Annotated in this window: 12 protein-coding genes and 1 pseudogene; 2 read left to right on the top strand and 11 right to left on the bottom strand. The window is 72.9% G+C overall.

All coding sequences use genetic code 11. The annotated features are described in order from the left end of the window. Positions 1-237 precede the first annotated feature (237 nt). From MM438_RS02660 to MM438_RS02645, 4 genes and pseudogenes are all read right to left on the bottom strand, one after another. Positions 238-867, bottom strand: a complete 630-nt coding sequence (locus MM438_RS02660; protein ID WP_241450538.1) for a hypothetical protein — start codon at positions 865-867, stop codon at positions 238-240. Beyond that, positions 864-2,615, bottom strand: a complete 1,752-nt coding sequence (treZ, locus tag MM438_RS02655) for a malto-oligosyltrehalose trehalohydrolase (protein ID WP_241450530.1) — start codon at positions 2,613-2,615, stop codon at positions 864-866. Before treZ ends, MM438_RS02660 begins: the two co-directional genes overlap by 4 nt. Before the next feature lie 178 nt (positions 2,616-2,793). Further along, the gene (gene treY / locus MM438_RS02650; protein ID WP_241450521.1) at positions 2,794-5,169 is read right to left on the bottom strand and encodes a malto-oligosyltrehalose synthase; all 2,376 of its coding nucleotides are present in this window, start codon (positions 5,167-5,169) and stop codon (positions 2,794-2,796) included. A gap of 564 nt (positions 5,170-5,733) precedes the next feature. Further along, positions 5,734-6,327, bottom strand: a pseudogene (locus MM438_RS02645) (dihydrofolate reductase family protein); the annotation flags it as partial. Positions 6,328-6,475: 148 nt separating this feature from the next. Here MM438_RS02645 and MM438_RS02640 point away from each other — a divergent pair. Further along, complete coding sequence (locus tag MM438_RS02640) at positions 6,476-6,994, top strand: TetR/AcrR family transcriptional regulator (protein WP_277628046.1); 519 nt, start codon at positions 6,476-6,478, stop codon at positions 6,992-6,994. A 484-nt stretch (positions 6,995-7,478) separates the two neighbouring features. Here MM438_RS02640 and MM438_RS02635 read toward each other — a convergent pair whose 3' ends face one another. The 6 genes from MM438_RS02635 to MM438_RS02610 all read right to left on the bottom strand — a co-directional run bounded on the left by MM438_RS02635 (position 7,479) and on the right by MM438_RS02610 (position 13,230). Further along, a complete protein-coding gene (locus tag MM438_RS02635) occupies positions 7,479-8,843 on the bottom strand; it encodes an MFS transporter (RefSeq protein WP_241450503.1) in 1,365 nt (454 codons plus the stop codon). A 151-nt stretch (positions 8,844-8,994) separates the two neighbouring features. Beyond that, positions 8,995-9,945 (bottom strand): sugar kinase, encoded by a 951-nt coding sequence (locus MM438_RS02630; protein ID WP_241450501.1) that lies wholly within the window; start codon positions 9,943-9,945, stop codon positions 8,995-8,997. After that, the gene (locus tag MM438_RS02625) at positions 9,942-10,613 is read right to left on the bottom strand and encodes an L-ribulose-5-phosphate 4-epimerase (RefSeq protein ID WP_241450499.1); all 672 of its coding nucleotides are present in this window, start codon (positions 10,611-10,613) and stop codon (positions 9,942-9,944) included. Before MM438_RS02625 ends, MM438_RS02630 begins: the two co-directional genes overlap by 4 nt. A gap of 41 nt (positions 10,614-10,654) precedes the next feature. Beyond that, positions 10,655-11,572 carry an L-ribulose-5-phosphate 3-epimerase gene (locus MM438_RS02620; protein WP_241450497.1) on the bottom strand — a complete coding sequence of 306 codons (918 nt, stop codon included), beginning with the start codon at positions 11,570-11,572 and terminating at the stop codon, positions 10,655-10,657. Beyond that, positions 11,569-12,237: an orotidine 5'-phosphate decarboxylase / HUMPS family protein gene (locus MM438_RS02615; protein WP_241450487.1), complete on the bottom strand. Its 669-nt coding sequence runs from the start codon at positions 12,235-12,237 to the stop codon at positions 11,569-11,571. Before MM438_RS02615 ends, MM438_RS02620 begins: the two co-directional genes overlap by 4 nt. Before the next feature lie 3 nt (positions 12,238-12,240). Then, positions 12,241-13,230, bottom strand: a complete 990-nt coding sequence (locus MM438_RS02610; protein WP_241450485.1) for a phosphotriesterase family protein — start codon at positions 13,228-13,230, stop codon at positions 12,241-12,243. Between the two features lie 221 nt (positions 13,231-13,451). On the opposite strand from MM438_RS02610, the gene MM438_RS02605 reads away from it, so the two are divergent. Further along, positions 13,452-14,444, top strand: a complete 993-nt coding sequence (locus MM438_RS02605; RefSeq protein WP_241450483.1) for a sugar-binding transcriptional regulator — start codon at positions 13,452-13,454, stop codon at positions 14,442-14,444. A 61-nt stretch (positions 14,445-14,505) separates the two neighbouring features. Here MM438_RS02605 and MM438_RS02600 read toward each other — a convergent pair whose 3' ends face one another. After that, positions 14,506-14,919, bottom strand: coding sequence for a hypothetical protein (locus tag MM438_RS02600; RefSeq protein WP_241450476.1), 414 nt, complete (start codon positions 14,917-14,919; stop codon positions 14,506-14,508). Between the last annotated feature and the right edge of the window lie 73 nt (positions 14,920-14,992).

Genomic DNA, 14,992 nt, shown 5'->3' with positions numbered 1-14,992 from the left:
CGCTCGTAGCGGCTGAATTTGGGACCCGGGGCTACCGCGGCCCGGCGCCCTACCATTATAACGGGGCAGTCACGAGCGTGGGAGTCGTCGGCGTTCGGATCGACCGGGGTTCGCCGCCGGCGCGGCGTCGACGGTGCTGCGCCGCCGAAGGAAGGCAGCACAGCCCCGACGCAGCACGGTGGACGAGCGCTCGGTCGACGGGTCGGACCCCCGGCGGAGCGGATGGGCCCCGTACAGTCAGTCGAGCTGGTCCGCCCGCCACAGCCGGGCGCAGGCCTCCAGGTCCTCCCCCGTCTCCTGGATCGATCCGGCGGAGCGCAGCCAGGCCCCGGCCGAGGTCGTGACCACGGAGTCCGAGCGATGGGCCCGTCCCGAGGCGACGATGCGGCAGAAGGCGCCGGCGCGTTCCAGGGCGACGGCGAGGTCCCCCTCGTAGACGCCCGAGAGGATGGCGTCCGCCAGGGCGACGATCTGGGCGGGCCCCGGCGGCTGGGCGGCCCCGGCGACGGCGTGGTGGACGGCGGCGTGAGGCATGCCGGCCTGGTAGACCGCGGACGCGCCGTCGGCGTCCCGGCGCACCCACTCGCGCAGCGCGTACAGCCGCCACAGGGCCCCGGGCAGCGAGCGGGCAGGCAGCTGGGCCCACAGCTCGGCGAGGGTCGACAGGCCGATGTCCTCGACCAAGGACACCAGTCGCGCCGTCACGGCGGGATCGTCGCTGGCCCGGCCGGCGTGCACCAGCACCTGGGCGGTCTCGTGGGCGATCTCGGAGATGACGGCGGGGTCGGGCAGCTGTCCGCCGTACGCCTCCATCGCCTCGGGCGAGTAGAACGCGGGCCGACGCGGCGGTCGGCGCTCCGCGGTCATCGGGGACCGATCACGGCGGCGCCGGGGCCGGGGAGGAGGACGGCGTCGTCGAGCCCGTCGGCGGCCTCGGGCTCGTCCCAGGACGCGAGGACCACCCCGCCGCGCAGCCGGACCACGTGCGGCCCGTCGCCGAGCACGGCGACGGCGCGGTGCTCGCCGCGGTGCAGGACGGCGACCTGCTCGTCCGGGTCCCAGTCCAGGCGGACCAGTGCGAGGCAGGGGTCGGCGAGGTCGGGACGGGTCCGGCGCAGGGCCAGCAGGGTGCGATACCAGGCGAGCATCCGGGCGTGCGGCTCGTCGGCCAGCTCCTCCCAGCGCAGCCGGGAGGCGTCGAGCGTGCCCGCGGACTGGGGGTCGGGAACGGCCTGCGATCCCCAGCCGTGCGAGGCGAACTCGGCGGCCCGGCCGAGGCGGATCGCCTCGACGAGCACCTCGTCCTGGTGGTCGGTGAAGAACTGCCAGGGGGTCGACGCGGCCCACTCCTCCCCCATGAACAGCATCGGGGTGAAGGGCGAGGCCAGCAGCAGCGCCGCGCCCGCGGCCAACCGTCCCGGGGCGACGGTCTGGGAGAGCCGGTCCCCGGCCATCCGATTGCCGACCTGGTCGTGGGTCTGCAGCGACGCGACGAACCGGGATCCTGGCACCGTGGCACGGTCCACCGGTCGTCCGTGCGAGCGCCGACGGAAGGTCGAGTGGACCCCGTCGTGGAAGAAGGCCCCCTCGAAGACCTTGGGCAGCGCGCCCGGCGACGCGAAGTCCCCGTAGTAACCGTCGGTCTCCCCGGTCAGCGCCACGTGCAGGGCGTGGTGGATGTCGTCGGCCCACTGGCCGTGGATGCCGAGCCCGCCTGCGACCGCGCCCTCGCCGCGTGGCATCGTGGTCCGGACGTCGTTGCGGTCGTCCTCGGCGATGAGCACCAGCGGCCGACCGACCTCGGCGGACAGCTCGTCGACCAGCCGGGACATCTCCTCCAGGATCGGCAGGGCGCGGTCGTCGGCCAGCGCGTGCACCGCGTCCAGGCGCAGCGCGTCCACGTGGAAGTCCCGCAGCCACATGGTGACGTTGTCCAGCAGGTAGCGCCGGACCTCGTCGGACAGCGGCCCGTCCAAGTTGACCGCGGGCCCCCACGGCGTCTGGTGGGCCGAGGTGAAGTAGGGCCCGAACTCGGCGAGGTAGTTCCCGTCGGGTCCGAGGTGGTTGTAGACCACGTCGAGGGCGACCGCGAGGCCGCGGGCGTGCGCCGCGTTCACGAAGCGCTGGAAGCCCGCAGGGCCGCCGTACGGCTCGTGGACGGCGAAGAGCGCGACGCCGTCGTAACCCCAGTTGTGGATGCCCGGGAAGGACGCGACCGGCATGACCTGCACGGTCGTGATGCCCAGGTCGACCAGGTGGTCGAACCGACCGATCGCCGCGTCGAAGGTCCCCTCCGGCGTGAAGGTGCCGATGTGCAGCTCGTAGATCACCGAGCCTTCGAGACCGTGCCCGGCCCAGTCCTGGTCGGTCCAGGCGAAGGCCGTGGGGTCGTAGGGCGTGGTCGGGCCGTGCGGCCCCTGCTCCAGGCGCCGTCCACGCGGGTCGGGGCGCGGGCCCCCACCGTCGAGGCTGAAGGCATAGGGCGCGTCGGCAGGCACCTCGTCGGTCTCCAGGTGCCACCACATGTCCTCGCCCTCGCTGAGGGGCAGGCGTCGGCCGTCGACGAGGACCTCGACGGTCTGCTTGCCGGGGGCCCAGAGGGAGAAGGAGGTCACGGGGAACCTTTCACGGGATCGGGTGGGGACTTCGGTGAGGCGGTGCTCAGGCCGGCCGGGGCGCCGGGCGGACGCGCCGCCGGGGGCGCAGAGGGACCGGCCACCCGGCTCGCCCCTGCCGCGGCGGAGACCTGGGCACCCAGGGGCGCCCGGGGCTCGTCCGGGCCGGGATGGCGGGTCAGTCGCGCACGAGCAGGGCCACCGGCCGGTCGGCGAGCACGTCGGCGGCGAGCACCTCGCTGGTCGCGTCCACCTCGACGACGCGGCCGGTGAGCCGGTCGGTCCAGGTGCCGCGCGGCAGCACGATCCGGGTGTCGCCGAGGCCGCCCTCGCGCTGGAGCCGGTGCGGCGCACGGGTGACGACGGTGGCGACCGCGGCCGAGCGCAGGAAGCCGATGACGTGCTCGCTCGTCGTGGTGAGCGGGGCGTAGAGCCCCGCCTCGTCGAAGCTGTGCGGCTGCTCGCGGCGCAGGCGCAGGGCGGCGGCGGACACGAGGAGCTTCTCGTCGTGCAGGTCCCGCGGCGCCTCACCGGCGTCGAGGCGGTCCAGGCGGGCGACCAGGTCGGCGTAGTCCACCGGGCGGCGGTTGTCCGGGTCGACGAGCGACTGGTCGACGGTCTCGCAGCCCTGGTAGACGTCGGGCACGCCGGGCATGGTCAGCTGCAGCAGCTTGGCGCCGAGCACCAGGGCCCGGATCGCCTCGGCGTGCGTGGACCACAGCGACACCAGCGCGTCGTGGCGGTCGCCGGCCTCGAGGGCCCGGTCGGCGAACTCCAGCACCCGCGCCTCGTAGTCCGCGTCCCCGTCGACCCAGGCGGTGTGCTGCTTGGCCTCGCGAACCGCCTTGAGCAGGTAGGCGTTGAGCCGGTCCGGCTCGATCAGGCCGGCGCCCGCGATGGTCTGCCAGACCAGGTGGGCGGTGGGCTTGTCGACGCCCATCTCGCCGGCGACGGCGCGGAACCGCAGCGACAGCTCCTTCCACGCGGTCGGGTCGCCCGCGATGGCGAGCAGGAAGGCGCGGGTGTCCTCCGAGCGCTTGGTGTCGTGGGTGGACAGGGTGGTCATGCCCCGCGGCCAGTAGCGGCGCTGGTGGGTGGCCCACTCGTGCAGCGCCTGCGGGCTCGCGGTCTCCAGGGCGGCGGGGTCGCCGCCGACCTCGTTGAGGGCGATCAGGCGGTGCCAGCGGTAGAAGGTCGTGTCCTCGATCCCCTTGGCCATCACCGGTCCCCAGGTCTGCTGGAGACGCACGGCGAAGTCCACGGCGTTGCGGTCGGCGTCCTCCGCGGACGCCAGCTCGACGAGGGCGCGCAGCTCCTCGTCCAGGTCCGGGCGGGCGGCGAGCGCCCCGTCGAGGGCCTCCTCCAGCCGGCGGCGCGCCAGCGGCGACAGCCGCTGCTCGGGGCGGACGTAGGCCCGGTAGACGTCGCCGGCGACCAGCAGCTCGACGACGGCGGCCTGCAGGCGGGTCGCGTCGAGGGCCGGCAGGGCCTCCCGGGCACGACGGACGAGCCGCTCCACCTCGGGGGCCAGCAGCTCGTCGACGACCTGGCGCTTGGCGCGGGTTACCGACCGCTCCACGTCGACGTTGCCTCCGCAGGCCTCCCACTGGGCGGTCAGCTCGGGCTCGGAGGCAGGGTCGACCAGGGCGGTCTGGACGGCCAGCATGGCGTCATACCCGGTCGTGCCGTCGCAGGCCCAGTCGCGGGGCAGCCGCTCGTGGCCCTCGAGGATCTTCTCGACCCAGATGATCGTGTCCTCGCGGGCCTGCGAGCGCAGCCGGTCGAGGTAGCCGGCCGGGTCGGCGAGACCGTCGGGGTGATCGATCCGGAAGCCGTCGATCAGGCCACGGTGGTTGAGGTCGAGCAGCAGGTGGTGGGTCTCGTCGAAGACGTCGGGCTCCTCGACGCGCACCGCGATCAGCTCGTCGACGTCGAAGAACCTGCGGTAGTTGAGGATCGACTCCTTCTGTCGCCAGGAGGCCAGCTGGTAGTGCTGGCGCGCGAGGACGGCCTCGACGTCGGTGGACTCGGTGCCGACGGCGATCGGGAAGACGTGCTCGACGTAGCGGATGACCGGCTCCCCGGTCGTCTCCAGGGTGTCCACGGTGATGTCGCCGCGCTGGAGCGTGCTGACGAGGGTGTCGCCGAGGATCGGCAGGCCGATGCGGCCGCCGCCGGACTTCCAGTCGATGTCGAACCAGTGGGCGGTCTCGGCGTCGCGGCCCTCCTTGAGCACGCTCCACAGCGGGCGGTTGAGGTGCTCCGGGGCGACGAGGGCCATGTGGTTGGGGACCACGTCGACGACGATGCCCAGGCCGTGCTCGTGGGCGGCGGCCGCGAGTCGCTCGAAGCCCTCCATCCCGCCGAGGTCGTGGCTCAGCTCGGAGTGGTCCTGGACGTCGTACCCGTGCAGGCTGCCGGTCACGGCGCGCAGGATCGGCGAGAGGTAGAGGTGGGAGATCCCCAGCCGGGCGAGGTAGGGCACCTGGGCCGCCGCGTCGTCGAAGGTGAACTCGTGCTGCAGCTGCAGGCGATAGGTCGCCGTCACGCTCATGGCAGGGACGTCCTCGGGTGGCTGGGTGGGTGGGGTCCGCGCCGTTGCGGCTCCTCATCCTGCCAAACATGCCCGTCGTATGGCGAAGTGGACACCGGCCGCCAGGTCTGACGTCGGATCCCGCTGAGCGTGTCCGCGTTCCACTGTCGTGGCCGCGCGGCAGTGGAACTGGACATGTGGAGACTCGGGCTGGCGACCGACGCCGCGCGGTTCATGGATGCGGCAGGGATCGAGCACCGAGGTCTTCTCCAGGCTTGGCGGCCTGACGATGCTGCACGTCCGGGACCTGCGGTGGTGCAGGGAGGGTCGGGGCGTGGGGGATCCGGGCCGGCAGGCTCGGTCTCGACCGAGTCCCCTCGCCCACCTGCGAGGCGAACCCCGCATGCTCTCCTGTCGTGCCACCCTGCCCGTCCCCGACCGGGCCGGGTCGCCGGTCCCGAACGGACACGTCCTGCGGAAGGCACCGAGCCAGCCAGGGCAAGGGTCACGAACGAGACCGACGACCACGGCTCACCACCGATGGACTGCCCTCACCCCCTCACGGTCGGCGCGGAGCCACCATGACTAGGTGGGGGAACCTGCAGCGGAGCGACGCGCGTCGCCGCCGCGCCGGCTCTCGCTGCGGTAGGTCAGCAGCGCGATCCCACCAGGAAGCTCCTCCATGCCGGCGAGGCGGAAGGCCCGGGCAGCGCCGGGGGCGGGCAGCAGGGGTATGCCGGCGCCGAGGGTGACGGGGTTGACCTTGATCTGGACCTCGTCGATCTGGTCGACGAGCTGGGCGGCGAGGGTCGCGCCGCCGCACAGCCAGATGTCGCGTCCTGGCTGCCCCTTGAGCAGGGCGACCTGACGGGGCAGGTCACCGCTCATCGTGGTGAGGATCGTGGCCTCGGGGAGGTCCCGGTGGGTGGCGACGACCTGGCGCAGGTGCGGGTAGACGCCACCGGGCAGACCCACGGCCAGGGCCGGCTCGTAGGTGCGGTAGCCCATGATCACGGTGTCGAACCGGCGCGGAGCCCCGGTCACCCCGAGCACGTCGCGCAGGTGGGCCGGGCAGGTCTCCGGGTAGCGGTCGAAGAGCACGGCGAGGGTCGCCGGGTCCTGCGGGAAGGCGGAGAAGTCGCCGTGGGGGTCGGCGATGAAGCCGTCCATCGAGGTGGCGACGTAGTAGACGAGGTCGCGCCCGAGGGGCTCCCATCACCACAGATGTATCGGTCACTGCAACCAAAGCATATGTAGTGGTTAGCCGGGTAGGGTCTTTCCCACGGTCGCCAACCCCGCCCGCCGTGCCGCCGTCACCGATGCCGCCCTGGAGCTGCTCGGACGCGAGGGCGCGCGGGCGGTGACGCACCGCGCCGTGGACGCCGAGGCCCGGGTGCCGGCGGGCACCTGCGCGAACTACTTCCGGTCCAGGTCGGACCTGCTGGCGGGCATGGCGCAGCGCATCTTCGCGCTGCTCGCCCCGGACCCGGCCCGGCTGGACGAGCTGTCGAGGCTGCCCACCGATGACGCCGGCCCGGCCTATGCGGGGTATGTCGTCGAGCGGCTCCTGGCCCGCCCGAACCTGGCCCGGGCACTCGTCGAGCTCCGCCTGGAAGCCACCCGCTCCCCCGACGTCGCTCACCCCCTGACCGAGCTCCTGCGGGCAGGGTTCGACGCCGACGTCGACTTCCACACCACCCGGGGCCTGCCCGGAGGCAGGGAGCACGTCCTGCGCCTGCACCACCTCGTCGACGGCATCGTCCTCGACGCGCTGACCATCCCGCTCGCACCCGACATCGACCCCGTCACCCAGGCACGCAACGCAACCCGCACGCTGGACCGTTGACGGCACCGGCGCGTCATGACCGGTTCGGCGCCGTCGTCCTGGTCGCACAGCCGGGGAACTCCATCACGGTCGAAGGCATGCACCTCGCTCGCACGGGGGCGGTGCTGGTGGGGCCGGCTCTCGCCGCGACGAGGACACCTCGTGCGGCATCGGTCGGCTGACCGAGGGCAGGTCAGCTCAACGATCGACAGATCCGTGAGACCACGACTGTCGATGGTCGTGCTGATGTCGGCCGCCGAGGACTCGGGCACCACCGTGGAACTGGCCGCCGTCCGCGCGACGTGTCGTCGCACAGGTCGGCGCCAGGCACCTGTGACAGGTAGCCCGGGAACCTACGTCTGATCTCCCGGGCCGGACCCCGGCTCGGACGAGCGGCTGGTCGACCTGGCAGGTGAGGTCGCGGGCGGGGCGGATGCGGGGGCGCCCCGTCCGGACGGTCCGGACGGGGGCGCTCGGGCGCAGGCGTGCGGGGCGCAGGGTCGGCTCAGATCTCGTCGAGGGAGGCGCCCTTGGTCTCGCGGGCGAACAGATAGGTCACCGCGCCGATCAGCAGGCACGCGCCGAAGAACGAGAAGGCAGGCGTGATCACGTCGAGGGTGACGTTCTGCTTGACGACGTTGCCGCCGATCATCCAGCCCATCAGCGCGGGGCCGATGATCTTGGCGGTCGCGCCGATGCCGTAGCCGAGACCCAGGCCGGTGGACCGCACGGCGTTGGGGAACTGCTCGGCGCCGAAGGCGTTGAGGATCCCGAAGGCCCCGTCGCCGAAGGCCATGATGATCAGGATCGCGATGAAGAACACCGTTCCCGAGCTGTGCGCGAAGGCCGCGAGGAAGCAGCCGGCCGCGCCGAGCAGGCCGAAGAGGAACATCGTGCGCCGACGACCGATCACGTCGGCGAGCCAGGCCGAGGCGAGGCGGCCGAGCAGGTCGACCAGGGAGACGCCCATGAAGAGCGTCGCCACGGTGCCGACGGAGTAGCCGTAGCCGGACTTCAGCAGGGTCTGCCCCCAGGACTGGATCGCGAAGCCGCCCATGATGAAGCAGAAGGAGCCGAGGGTGACCACGGCCAGGGGCCGCAGGTGGTCGCGGAAGACCACGCCGTAGGACGCGCCCTTGGCGGCGACGGGCAGCTCGGGCAGCGCGCCGACCTGCTCGAGCGGCAGGTCCAGCGCCCAGGCCAGGGAGCGTCGGGCGTCCTCGTCGCGGCCGACGGACTGGTAGAACCGCGGCGACTCCGGCACGGTGCGCAGCCAGACGAGCAGGAGCACGGGCACGCAGCCGAGGCCGATGAGCACGCGCCAGTCGTTGCCCACGGCGCCCTGGGCGAGGGACCCGAGGAAGAGCCCGGCGGGGATGAAGACCGAGCCCAGACCGGCGAGCAGGCCGCGGTGCTTGGCCGGGACGAACTCCTGCACGTAGGGGATCGAGGTGATGTTGAGTCCGCCGACGCCGATGCCCACGCCGACGCGCAGCAGCGCCAGCATGATCCAGCCGCGCTCGGGGGTGAGCAGCGTCAGCGCCGTGAAGAGCACGAACATCACGACGCACCAGAAGAACGCCTTCTTGCGGCCGATGCGGTCGGCGAGCCGGCCCCACAGGATGGCGCCGACGACGGTGCCGAGGCCGGAGCAGGCGAGGATGGTGCCGGCCTCGAAGCCGGTGAGCTTCCAGGGCTTCGTCAGCAGCGAGACGACGAAGCCGATGAGGAACATGTCGAAGAACTCGGCGAGGTTGCCGGTGACGACCAGCCCGATGAGGGACTTCTGGTGCCCGGTGAGGGGGCGGGCGTCGATCTGGTCGTAGGCCGTGAGGGCGCCGGCGGCGCGAGATGGGGTGGAGCCGTTCATCGTTGAACCTGTTCGGGAGGGACCGCCCGCGGGCGGCACTGGTCGGCGTGGAGAGACCGAGGGGTCGTGGGGGTGGGCCGTCCGCCCCCGGCGCCCGAGGGGTGAGGCACGACGCGGGTGGCGCCGGGCGGCATACCGTCGAGCGCCGTGGTCAGCGGACGATGTCCGTGGTGACGGGGATGTCGAGCTCGCGGGCCGAGATCCGCGTGAGGTCGCCGTGGTGGGTGAGGGCGTACGACGCCGTGCGCTGCCCGTAGCCGACGCCCGCGAGGACGTCGCCGTCGAGGTAGCCGTGCAGGGTCGCGGCGACGAAGGAGTCGCCGGCGCCGGGGCGGTCGATGACCGGGACCCGCTGCACCTCGAAGACCCGCTCGCCGTGGACCGCGGAGGAGACGTAGACCCCGTCGACGGCGTCGGTGGAGACGACGTGGCGGGCACCGAAGCGCTCGCGCAGGGCCCGGCACACGTCCGGCCCGGCCCCCTCGATCCCGAAGACGGTGGCGCCGTCGCGGCGGGAGCAGAACAGGATGTCGGTCTGCTCGGCGATCGGGCCGAGCACCCGCCCGGCCTGCTCGCCCGTCCACAGCATCGAGCGGTGGTTGACGTCGAGCGCGATCGGGACGCCGCGTGCGGCGGCCAGCCGGGCGGCGTGCTGGACCACCTCGGCGGTGTGCTCGGTGAGCGCGGCGGTGATGCCGGTGAGGAAGAGCACGCGGGTGTCGAGCAGCGCGTCCCAGTCGAAGTCCTCGGGGGTGCACTCGCGGAAGGGCGTGCAGTGCCGGTCGTAGGTCACCTTGCCGGGCATCGGGAACTCGCCCGGCTCCATGAAGTACAGCGCGATCCGACCGCTCTCGGTGCGGACCATGTGGGACAGGTCGACGCCGACGCTGCGGAACTCCTGCAGGCAGCGCTCGCCGAGGTCGCCCTGCGGCAGCTTGGACGCCCAGGTGGTGCGCCGCCCGAGCTGGGCGAGCAGGCCGGCGACGTTGGCCTCGGAGCAGGCGGCGGTCATCCGCAGGCTGCGGGCGCTGACGAGCCGGTCGCCCTGGTTGACGGTGAGGCGCAGCTGACCCTCGCCGATCGTGGACAGGTCGTACGTCATGCCGTCACCCCCAAGCTCGCGTTCATGGTCCCGTACCGGTGGGAGTAGCGATCGTAGTTGGCCTCGATCTCACTCTGGGGGAGCGTCTCGACGGTGCCCAGGCTCTCCGCGACGGCGACCGTGTGGGCGACGTCCTCGACCATGACGGCGGCTTGCAGGGCCTTGTCGATGGTCGCGCCGATGGTGAAGACCCCGTGCTGACGCATCAGGATCGCGGGCGACCGGCCGATCGAGGCGAGGACCTCGGCACCGATGGCGTCCCCGCCGATGGGGGCATAGCCTCCGCACGGCACCGGCCCGCCGAACTCGTCGGCGATCGCGGTCAGGCAGCAGGGGATCTCCCGGCCCACGGCCGCGAAGGCCGTCGCGTAGCGCGAGTGGGTGTGGACGACCGAGCGGACGTCCGGCCGCCCGGCGTAGATCGCCAGGTGCGAGGCGGTGTCGGACGACGGTCCGCGCTCCCCCTCGACGACCTTGCCGTCGAGCGCCACGACGACCATGTCGTCCGGCGTCATCCGGTCGTAGGGCAGGCCCGAGGGCTTGATCACGATCACGCCCTCCTCCGGCGCGAGGGCGGACAGGTTGCCGCCCGTCCACGCGACCAGCCCGGCGCGGGCGAGGGCCAGGTTGCCCTCGCAGACCCGCTCCTTGAGCTCCTTCAGCATCATTGCCTCCGATGTATGGCGGGAGCGTCGGTGCTCCCGAGGTGTCAGTCGGTGTGCGCGACCTCGAGGCCCGCCTCGTGGAGCCACTGCTCCACCAGCCGGCGTGCCCGCGCGCAGGTGGCGGTCGAGTCGGGAGCGTCGTCGTTCCACATCTCGACCATGAGTCGGCCGGACCAGCCCTGACGGGCGAGCTCGGCGAAGGCGGCGGGGATCTCGGCGATCCCCTCCCCCAGGGGCACCCGGCGCGGCTCGCCCACGCGCACGTCCTTGACGTGCAGCGCGAGCATCCGGCCCTGCCCGGCCCGCAGCTCGGCGACGGTGTCGAGCTGCTGCTCGGCGAGGTTGCCGATGTCGGGATAGGTCTGCAGCCAGGGACTGCCGATCTCGTCGCAGATCTCGACGGCACGGGTGATCGACGTGACGTCGTCGCCGTCGACGTTCTCCAGGCCGAGCAGGACCCCGGCGCGGGCGGCGTGCGGGACGGCCGCGCGCAGCGTGGCGACGTACCGCTCCCGCTGCCCGTCGTCGGGGTACTCGTAGTAGGCGTAGTAGCCCGCCACCTGCAGCACGGGTATGCCGAGGTCGTGGCACAGCCAGATGGCGTCCCGGAAGATCTCCGCGGCCTGCGCCTGCACGGCGGGGTCGGCGCTGCCCGGGCCGACGGCGCGGTGGACCGACAGGCACAGCCCGCCGAGCCGCACCCCCTGCCGGGCGGCGGCGTCGCGGACCGTCCGCCGCTCGGCCGCGGGCCAGCGCAGTCGGGCCCGCCGCTCCGGCGACTCGTCCACGGACAGGTCGACGAAGTCGTAGCCCGCCTTGCGCACCTGCGCGAAGAGCTCGTCCCAGTCGGGCGTGGAGCACAACGCCTTCTCGTAGATCCCCAGGCTGATCGCGCCGTGACCGGCGGAGGTGCCGGGGCACTCGCAGCCGCAGCGGGTCTCGCCGTCGAGGTTGAGGGTCATCGCAGGACCTCGGCCAGGCGCTCCTTGAGCCGGCGCGCCGCCGCCTCGGGGTCGATGGCGCCGACGATCTCGCGACCGGCGATGACCACGTCGACCGGCTGACCGGCGAAGACGTCGAGCTCGGCGGCCGTGATCCCGCCGGTCACGGTGACCGTGAAGCCCAGCTCCTTCAGGACGCGGATCCGCTCCAGGTCGGTCTCCCGCCACTCCAGGGTCCCGGCGGCCTCCAGGTCTCGGGAGCGCTTGACGATGACGTGCTCCACGCCGACCCGGCGCCACTCGCGGGCCTTGTCGGGGGTGTAGTGGTCGTCGTTGAGCTCGACCTGCACCTGGCCGCCCAGCTCGCGGGCGACCCGGCAGACCTGGTCGACGGTGGTCAACGAGGCGCCCGCCACGCAGGACACCCAGTCCGCGCCTGCCTCGAAGCAGTTGCGGGCCACCAGGGCTCCGGCCTCGGCGATGCGCACGTCGGCGAGGATCGTGGCGTCGGGATAGAGCGCGCGGATCTCGCGGACGGCGCGCAGGCCCTCGTTGATGATCAGGATCGTCCCGCACTCGATGACGTCGACGTGCTCGATCGCCTGGTTGAGGGGACGCAGCGCGGCCGGCAGGTCGGTGGTGTCCAGCGCGATCTGCAGCCGGGTGCGGGCGGGTGCCGCGGCCATGGCTCAGGCGTCCTTGCGCATGGTGAAGAAGCGCTGGCCGTTGGTCATGAGCAGCTGCTCGACGTACGACCGATCGAAGCCCTCGGCCAGCATCCGCGGACCGTCGACGGAGGGGTTGTAGTCGACGCCGGTGACGGCGCCGTAGGCCTTCTGGTAGCCGCGCTTGCCGGAGTCGGTGCCGAGCAGGATGCGCTCGCCGTAGCCCTTGGCACCGAGCTCGCGCAGCTCCATGATCCGGTTGGAGTCGGGCTGGTACTTGATCCGGTAGGTGCCGTCGATCTCGAGGTAGACGCCCTCGTCGAGGATCTGCTGGAGGTAGAACACGTCGGCGTTGCGCTGGATGTGACCGATGGCGATCTGGTCGGCGGGGACGCCCATCTCCTTGAGGAGCTTGGCCTGCTCCAGGCCGCAGGTGCCGTAGGTCGTGTGGGTGTTGATCGGGGCGCCGGTCTCCACGGAGGCCTTGGCCGCCGCCTCCATGCACCTGCGCTCGAAGGCCGTGATCTTGCCGTAGGCGGTGCCGATCTTGATGCAGCCGGCCTTGAACTCGGTCCGGTCCACGATCGGGCCGGAGTAGTCGTGGCGGTCGATGCCCTCCTCGATGTCGGCGATCAGCAGGTCGGCGATCTGCTCGACGGAGTAGCGGTTGACCCAGTGGGACTGGGTCTCGAGGTAGACGTGCTCGCGGTGGAAGCCGGTGGTGGCGATGACCTGCAGACCGTCCACGCGGGACTCGACCTCGGCCAGCTTGACCAGGTCTCGGCCGCAGTTGGCGGGGCACATGTCGACGACGGTGCCGCCGGCTGGGGTCCACCGCTTGGCGGCCTCGGCGAAGTAGCCGCCCTCCTCGACCGCCTTGTCGACGTCGGCGAGCTGGTGGTCGGCGTCGATGTAGACCTCGCCGGCGCCGACGCGGATGAGGTGGTCGTGGGCGTTGACGACGCCGAGGGTGCTCGGGTCGACGTCGCCGCGGATGGTGCGTGCGAAGGCCATGGGGGACTCTCCTGTCCGTCGGGTCACGGGCAGGTCGGTGCCCGTGGGCCGGCGTGGTCCACGCCGACCGTCTGGCCTCGACGTTAGGTCTGACCACATGCGCCCTCAAGGCCGATCGCGCACATATGTTCATCATTGGCTGGGTGAGGGGTCGCAAGAGGGGCTCGTCACGCCTGAGAGAGGCTCGTACGCCGACGTCCGCAGCCGGCTAAGATGCACATATGTTCACATCCACGAGTGGCGGTCCGGCCCGCCACCACTCCGCCACCAGTGACGAGCGGGCCCACGTCGCCCTGCTCCTGGAGGTGGCCCGGCGCTACTGGGAGCAGGGGCAGAGCCAGGCGGACATCGCCGGGGCCGTGGGCTACTCGCGACCCACGGTGTCCCGGCTGCTCACCGAGGCACGGGCACGCGGCGTGGTGCAGATCCGGGTCTCCCACCCCCTGGAGCGGGTGCTGCGGATCGAGCAGGCCCTCGTCGAGCGCTTCGGGCTGACCGCCGCCCGGGTGGCCGCGCCGGGCGAGTCGGCCGCCACCCAGCAGGACGTCGCCCGGTGCGCCGCCGATCTCGTGGTCGAGCGGGCCCAGGAGGACGTGGTCCTCGCGGTGTCCAACGGCCTGGCCGTGGCCGCCACGGTCGACGCGCTGCCCGACCTGGCCTGGTCGGCGTCGCGGGTGGTGCAGATGATCGGGTCGGTCGGCCGCTCCGACGTGCTGCTCGACTCCCCCGAGACGGTGCGCTCCACCGCGGCCAAGCTCGGCGGGCGCTACCACGCGCTCCCCGTGCCCCTCGTGGTCGGCTCGGCCGACGTCGCCCGCGACCTCATGGGGAACGAGCAGGTCGGTGCCACCCTCGAGCTGGCCGCCCGTGCCGACCTGGCACTGGTGGGTGTCGGCGCCGTGGTGCGCGGGCGCTCGGGGCAGATCCTGTCGGCCTACGAGGACGTCGAGCTGGCCGCCGCGCTCGCGCGGATGGGGGCGGTGGGCCACATCTGCGGGCACCACTTCGACGCCCAGGGGCGCCACCTGCGGACCTCCCTGTGCGAGCGCACGATCGCCGTCGACCCGGACCGGATGCGCTCGATCCCGCTGGTCATCGGGGTCGCGTGGGGGCCGGACAAGCTGCCCGCGCTGCGGGCGGCGCTGGCGGGGGGCTACCTCTCGGCGCTCGTCACCGACCGGGACACGGCCGTGGCCCTGCTCGACGCCCGCTGAGCCTCCTCCTGCCGGCCCGCGGGTCTGCCCGTCACCGCGACGGGTGGGCGCGGCGACGCCATCAGGCCCGCAGGTCGGGACAGGTGGTGCGGTTGTGGCCGGGCTTGCGGCAGTGACCGCAGCGGCGGACCTTGGCGGCGCCGGTCGACGGGTCGGCCACGGCGGTGGCGGACGCCGAGGAGGCCCGCGCCGGGCTCGCGGTCCTGGCGGGCCGCTTCGCGGACGGGGACCGCCGCGCTGCGGGGGCGGCCTCGGCCCGCCGCGGTGGCCGCCGCCGCGGAGGCGTGGCGGCGGCCAGGACGTCCGGGCGGCGCCACAGCCAGTGGGCCAGGGCGGCCACCGTCGTCCCGGTCAGCAGCTCGCACGCGGGCACCCAGCCCTGGCCGGCGCGGACCCCGTCGACGCCCGACAGCAGCAGGACCACGGCGACGAAGACCGCGGCGAAGGCGCCCGCCCGGTAGCCCACGCCTCTCATCGGACTCCCCCTGGTCGCTCGTCCTGGGTCCGAACCTACCGACCGGTCACCCCCGGCGGGAGCGCCTGCCGCC

The sequence above is a fragment of the Arsenicicoccus dermatophilus genome, from assembly GCF_022568795.1.
GTDB classification, from domain to species: domain Bacteria; phylum Actinomycetota; class Actinomycetes; order Actinomycetales; family Dermatophilaceae; genus Arsenicicoccus; species Arsenicicoccus dermatophilus.
Note: the sequence above shows the minus strand (reverse complement) of the source record. Positions and strands in the feature narration are given on the sequence as shown.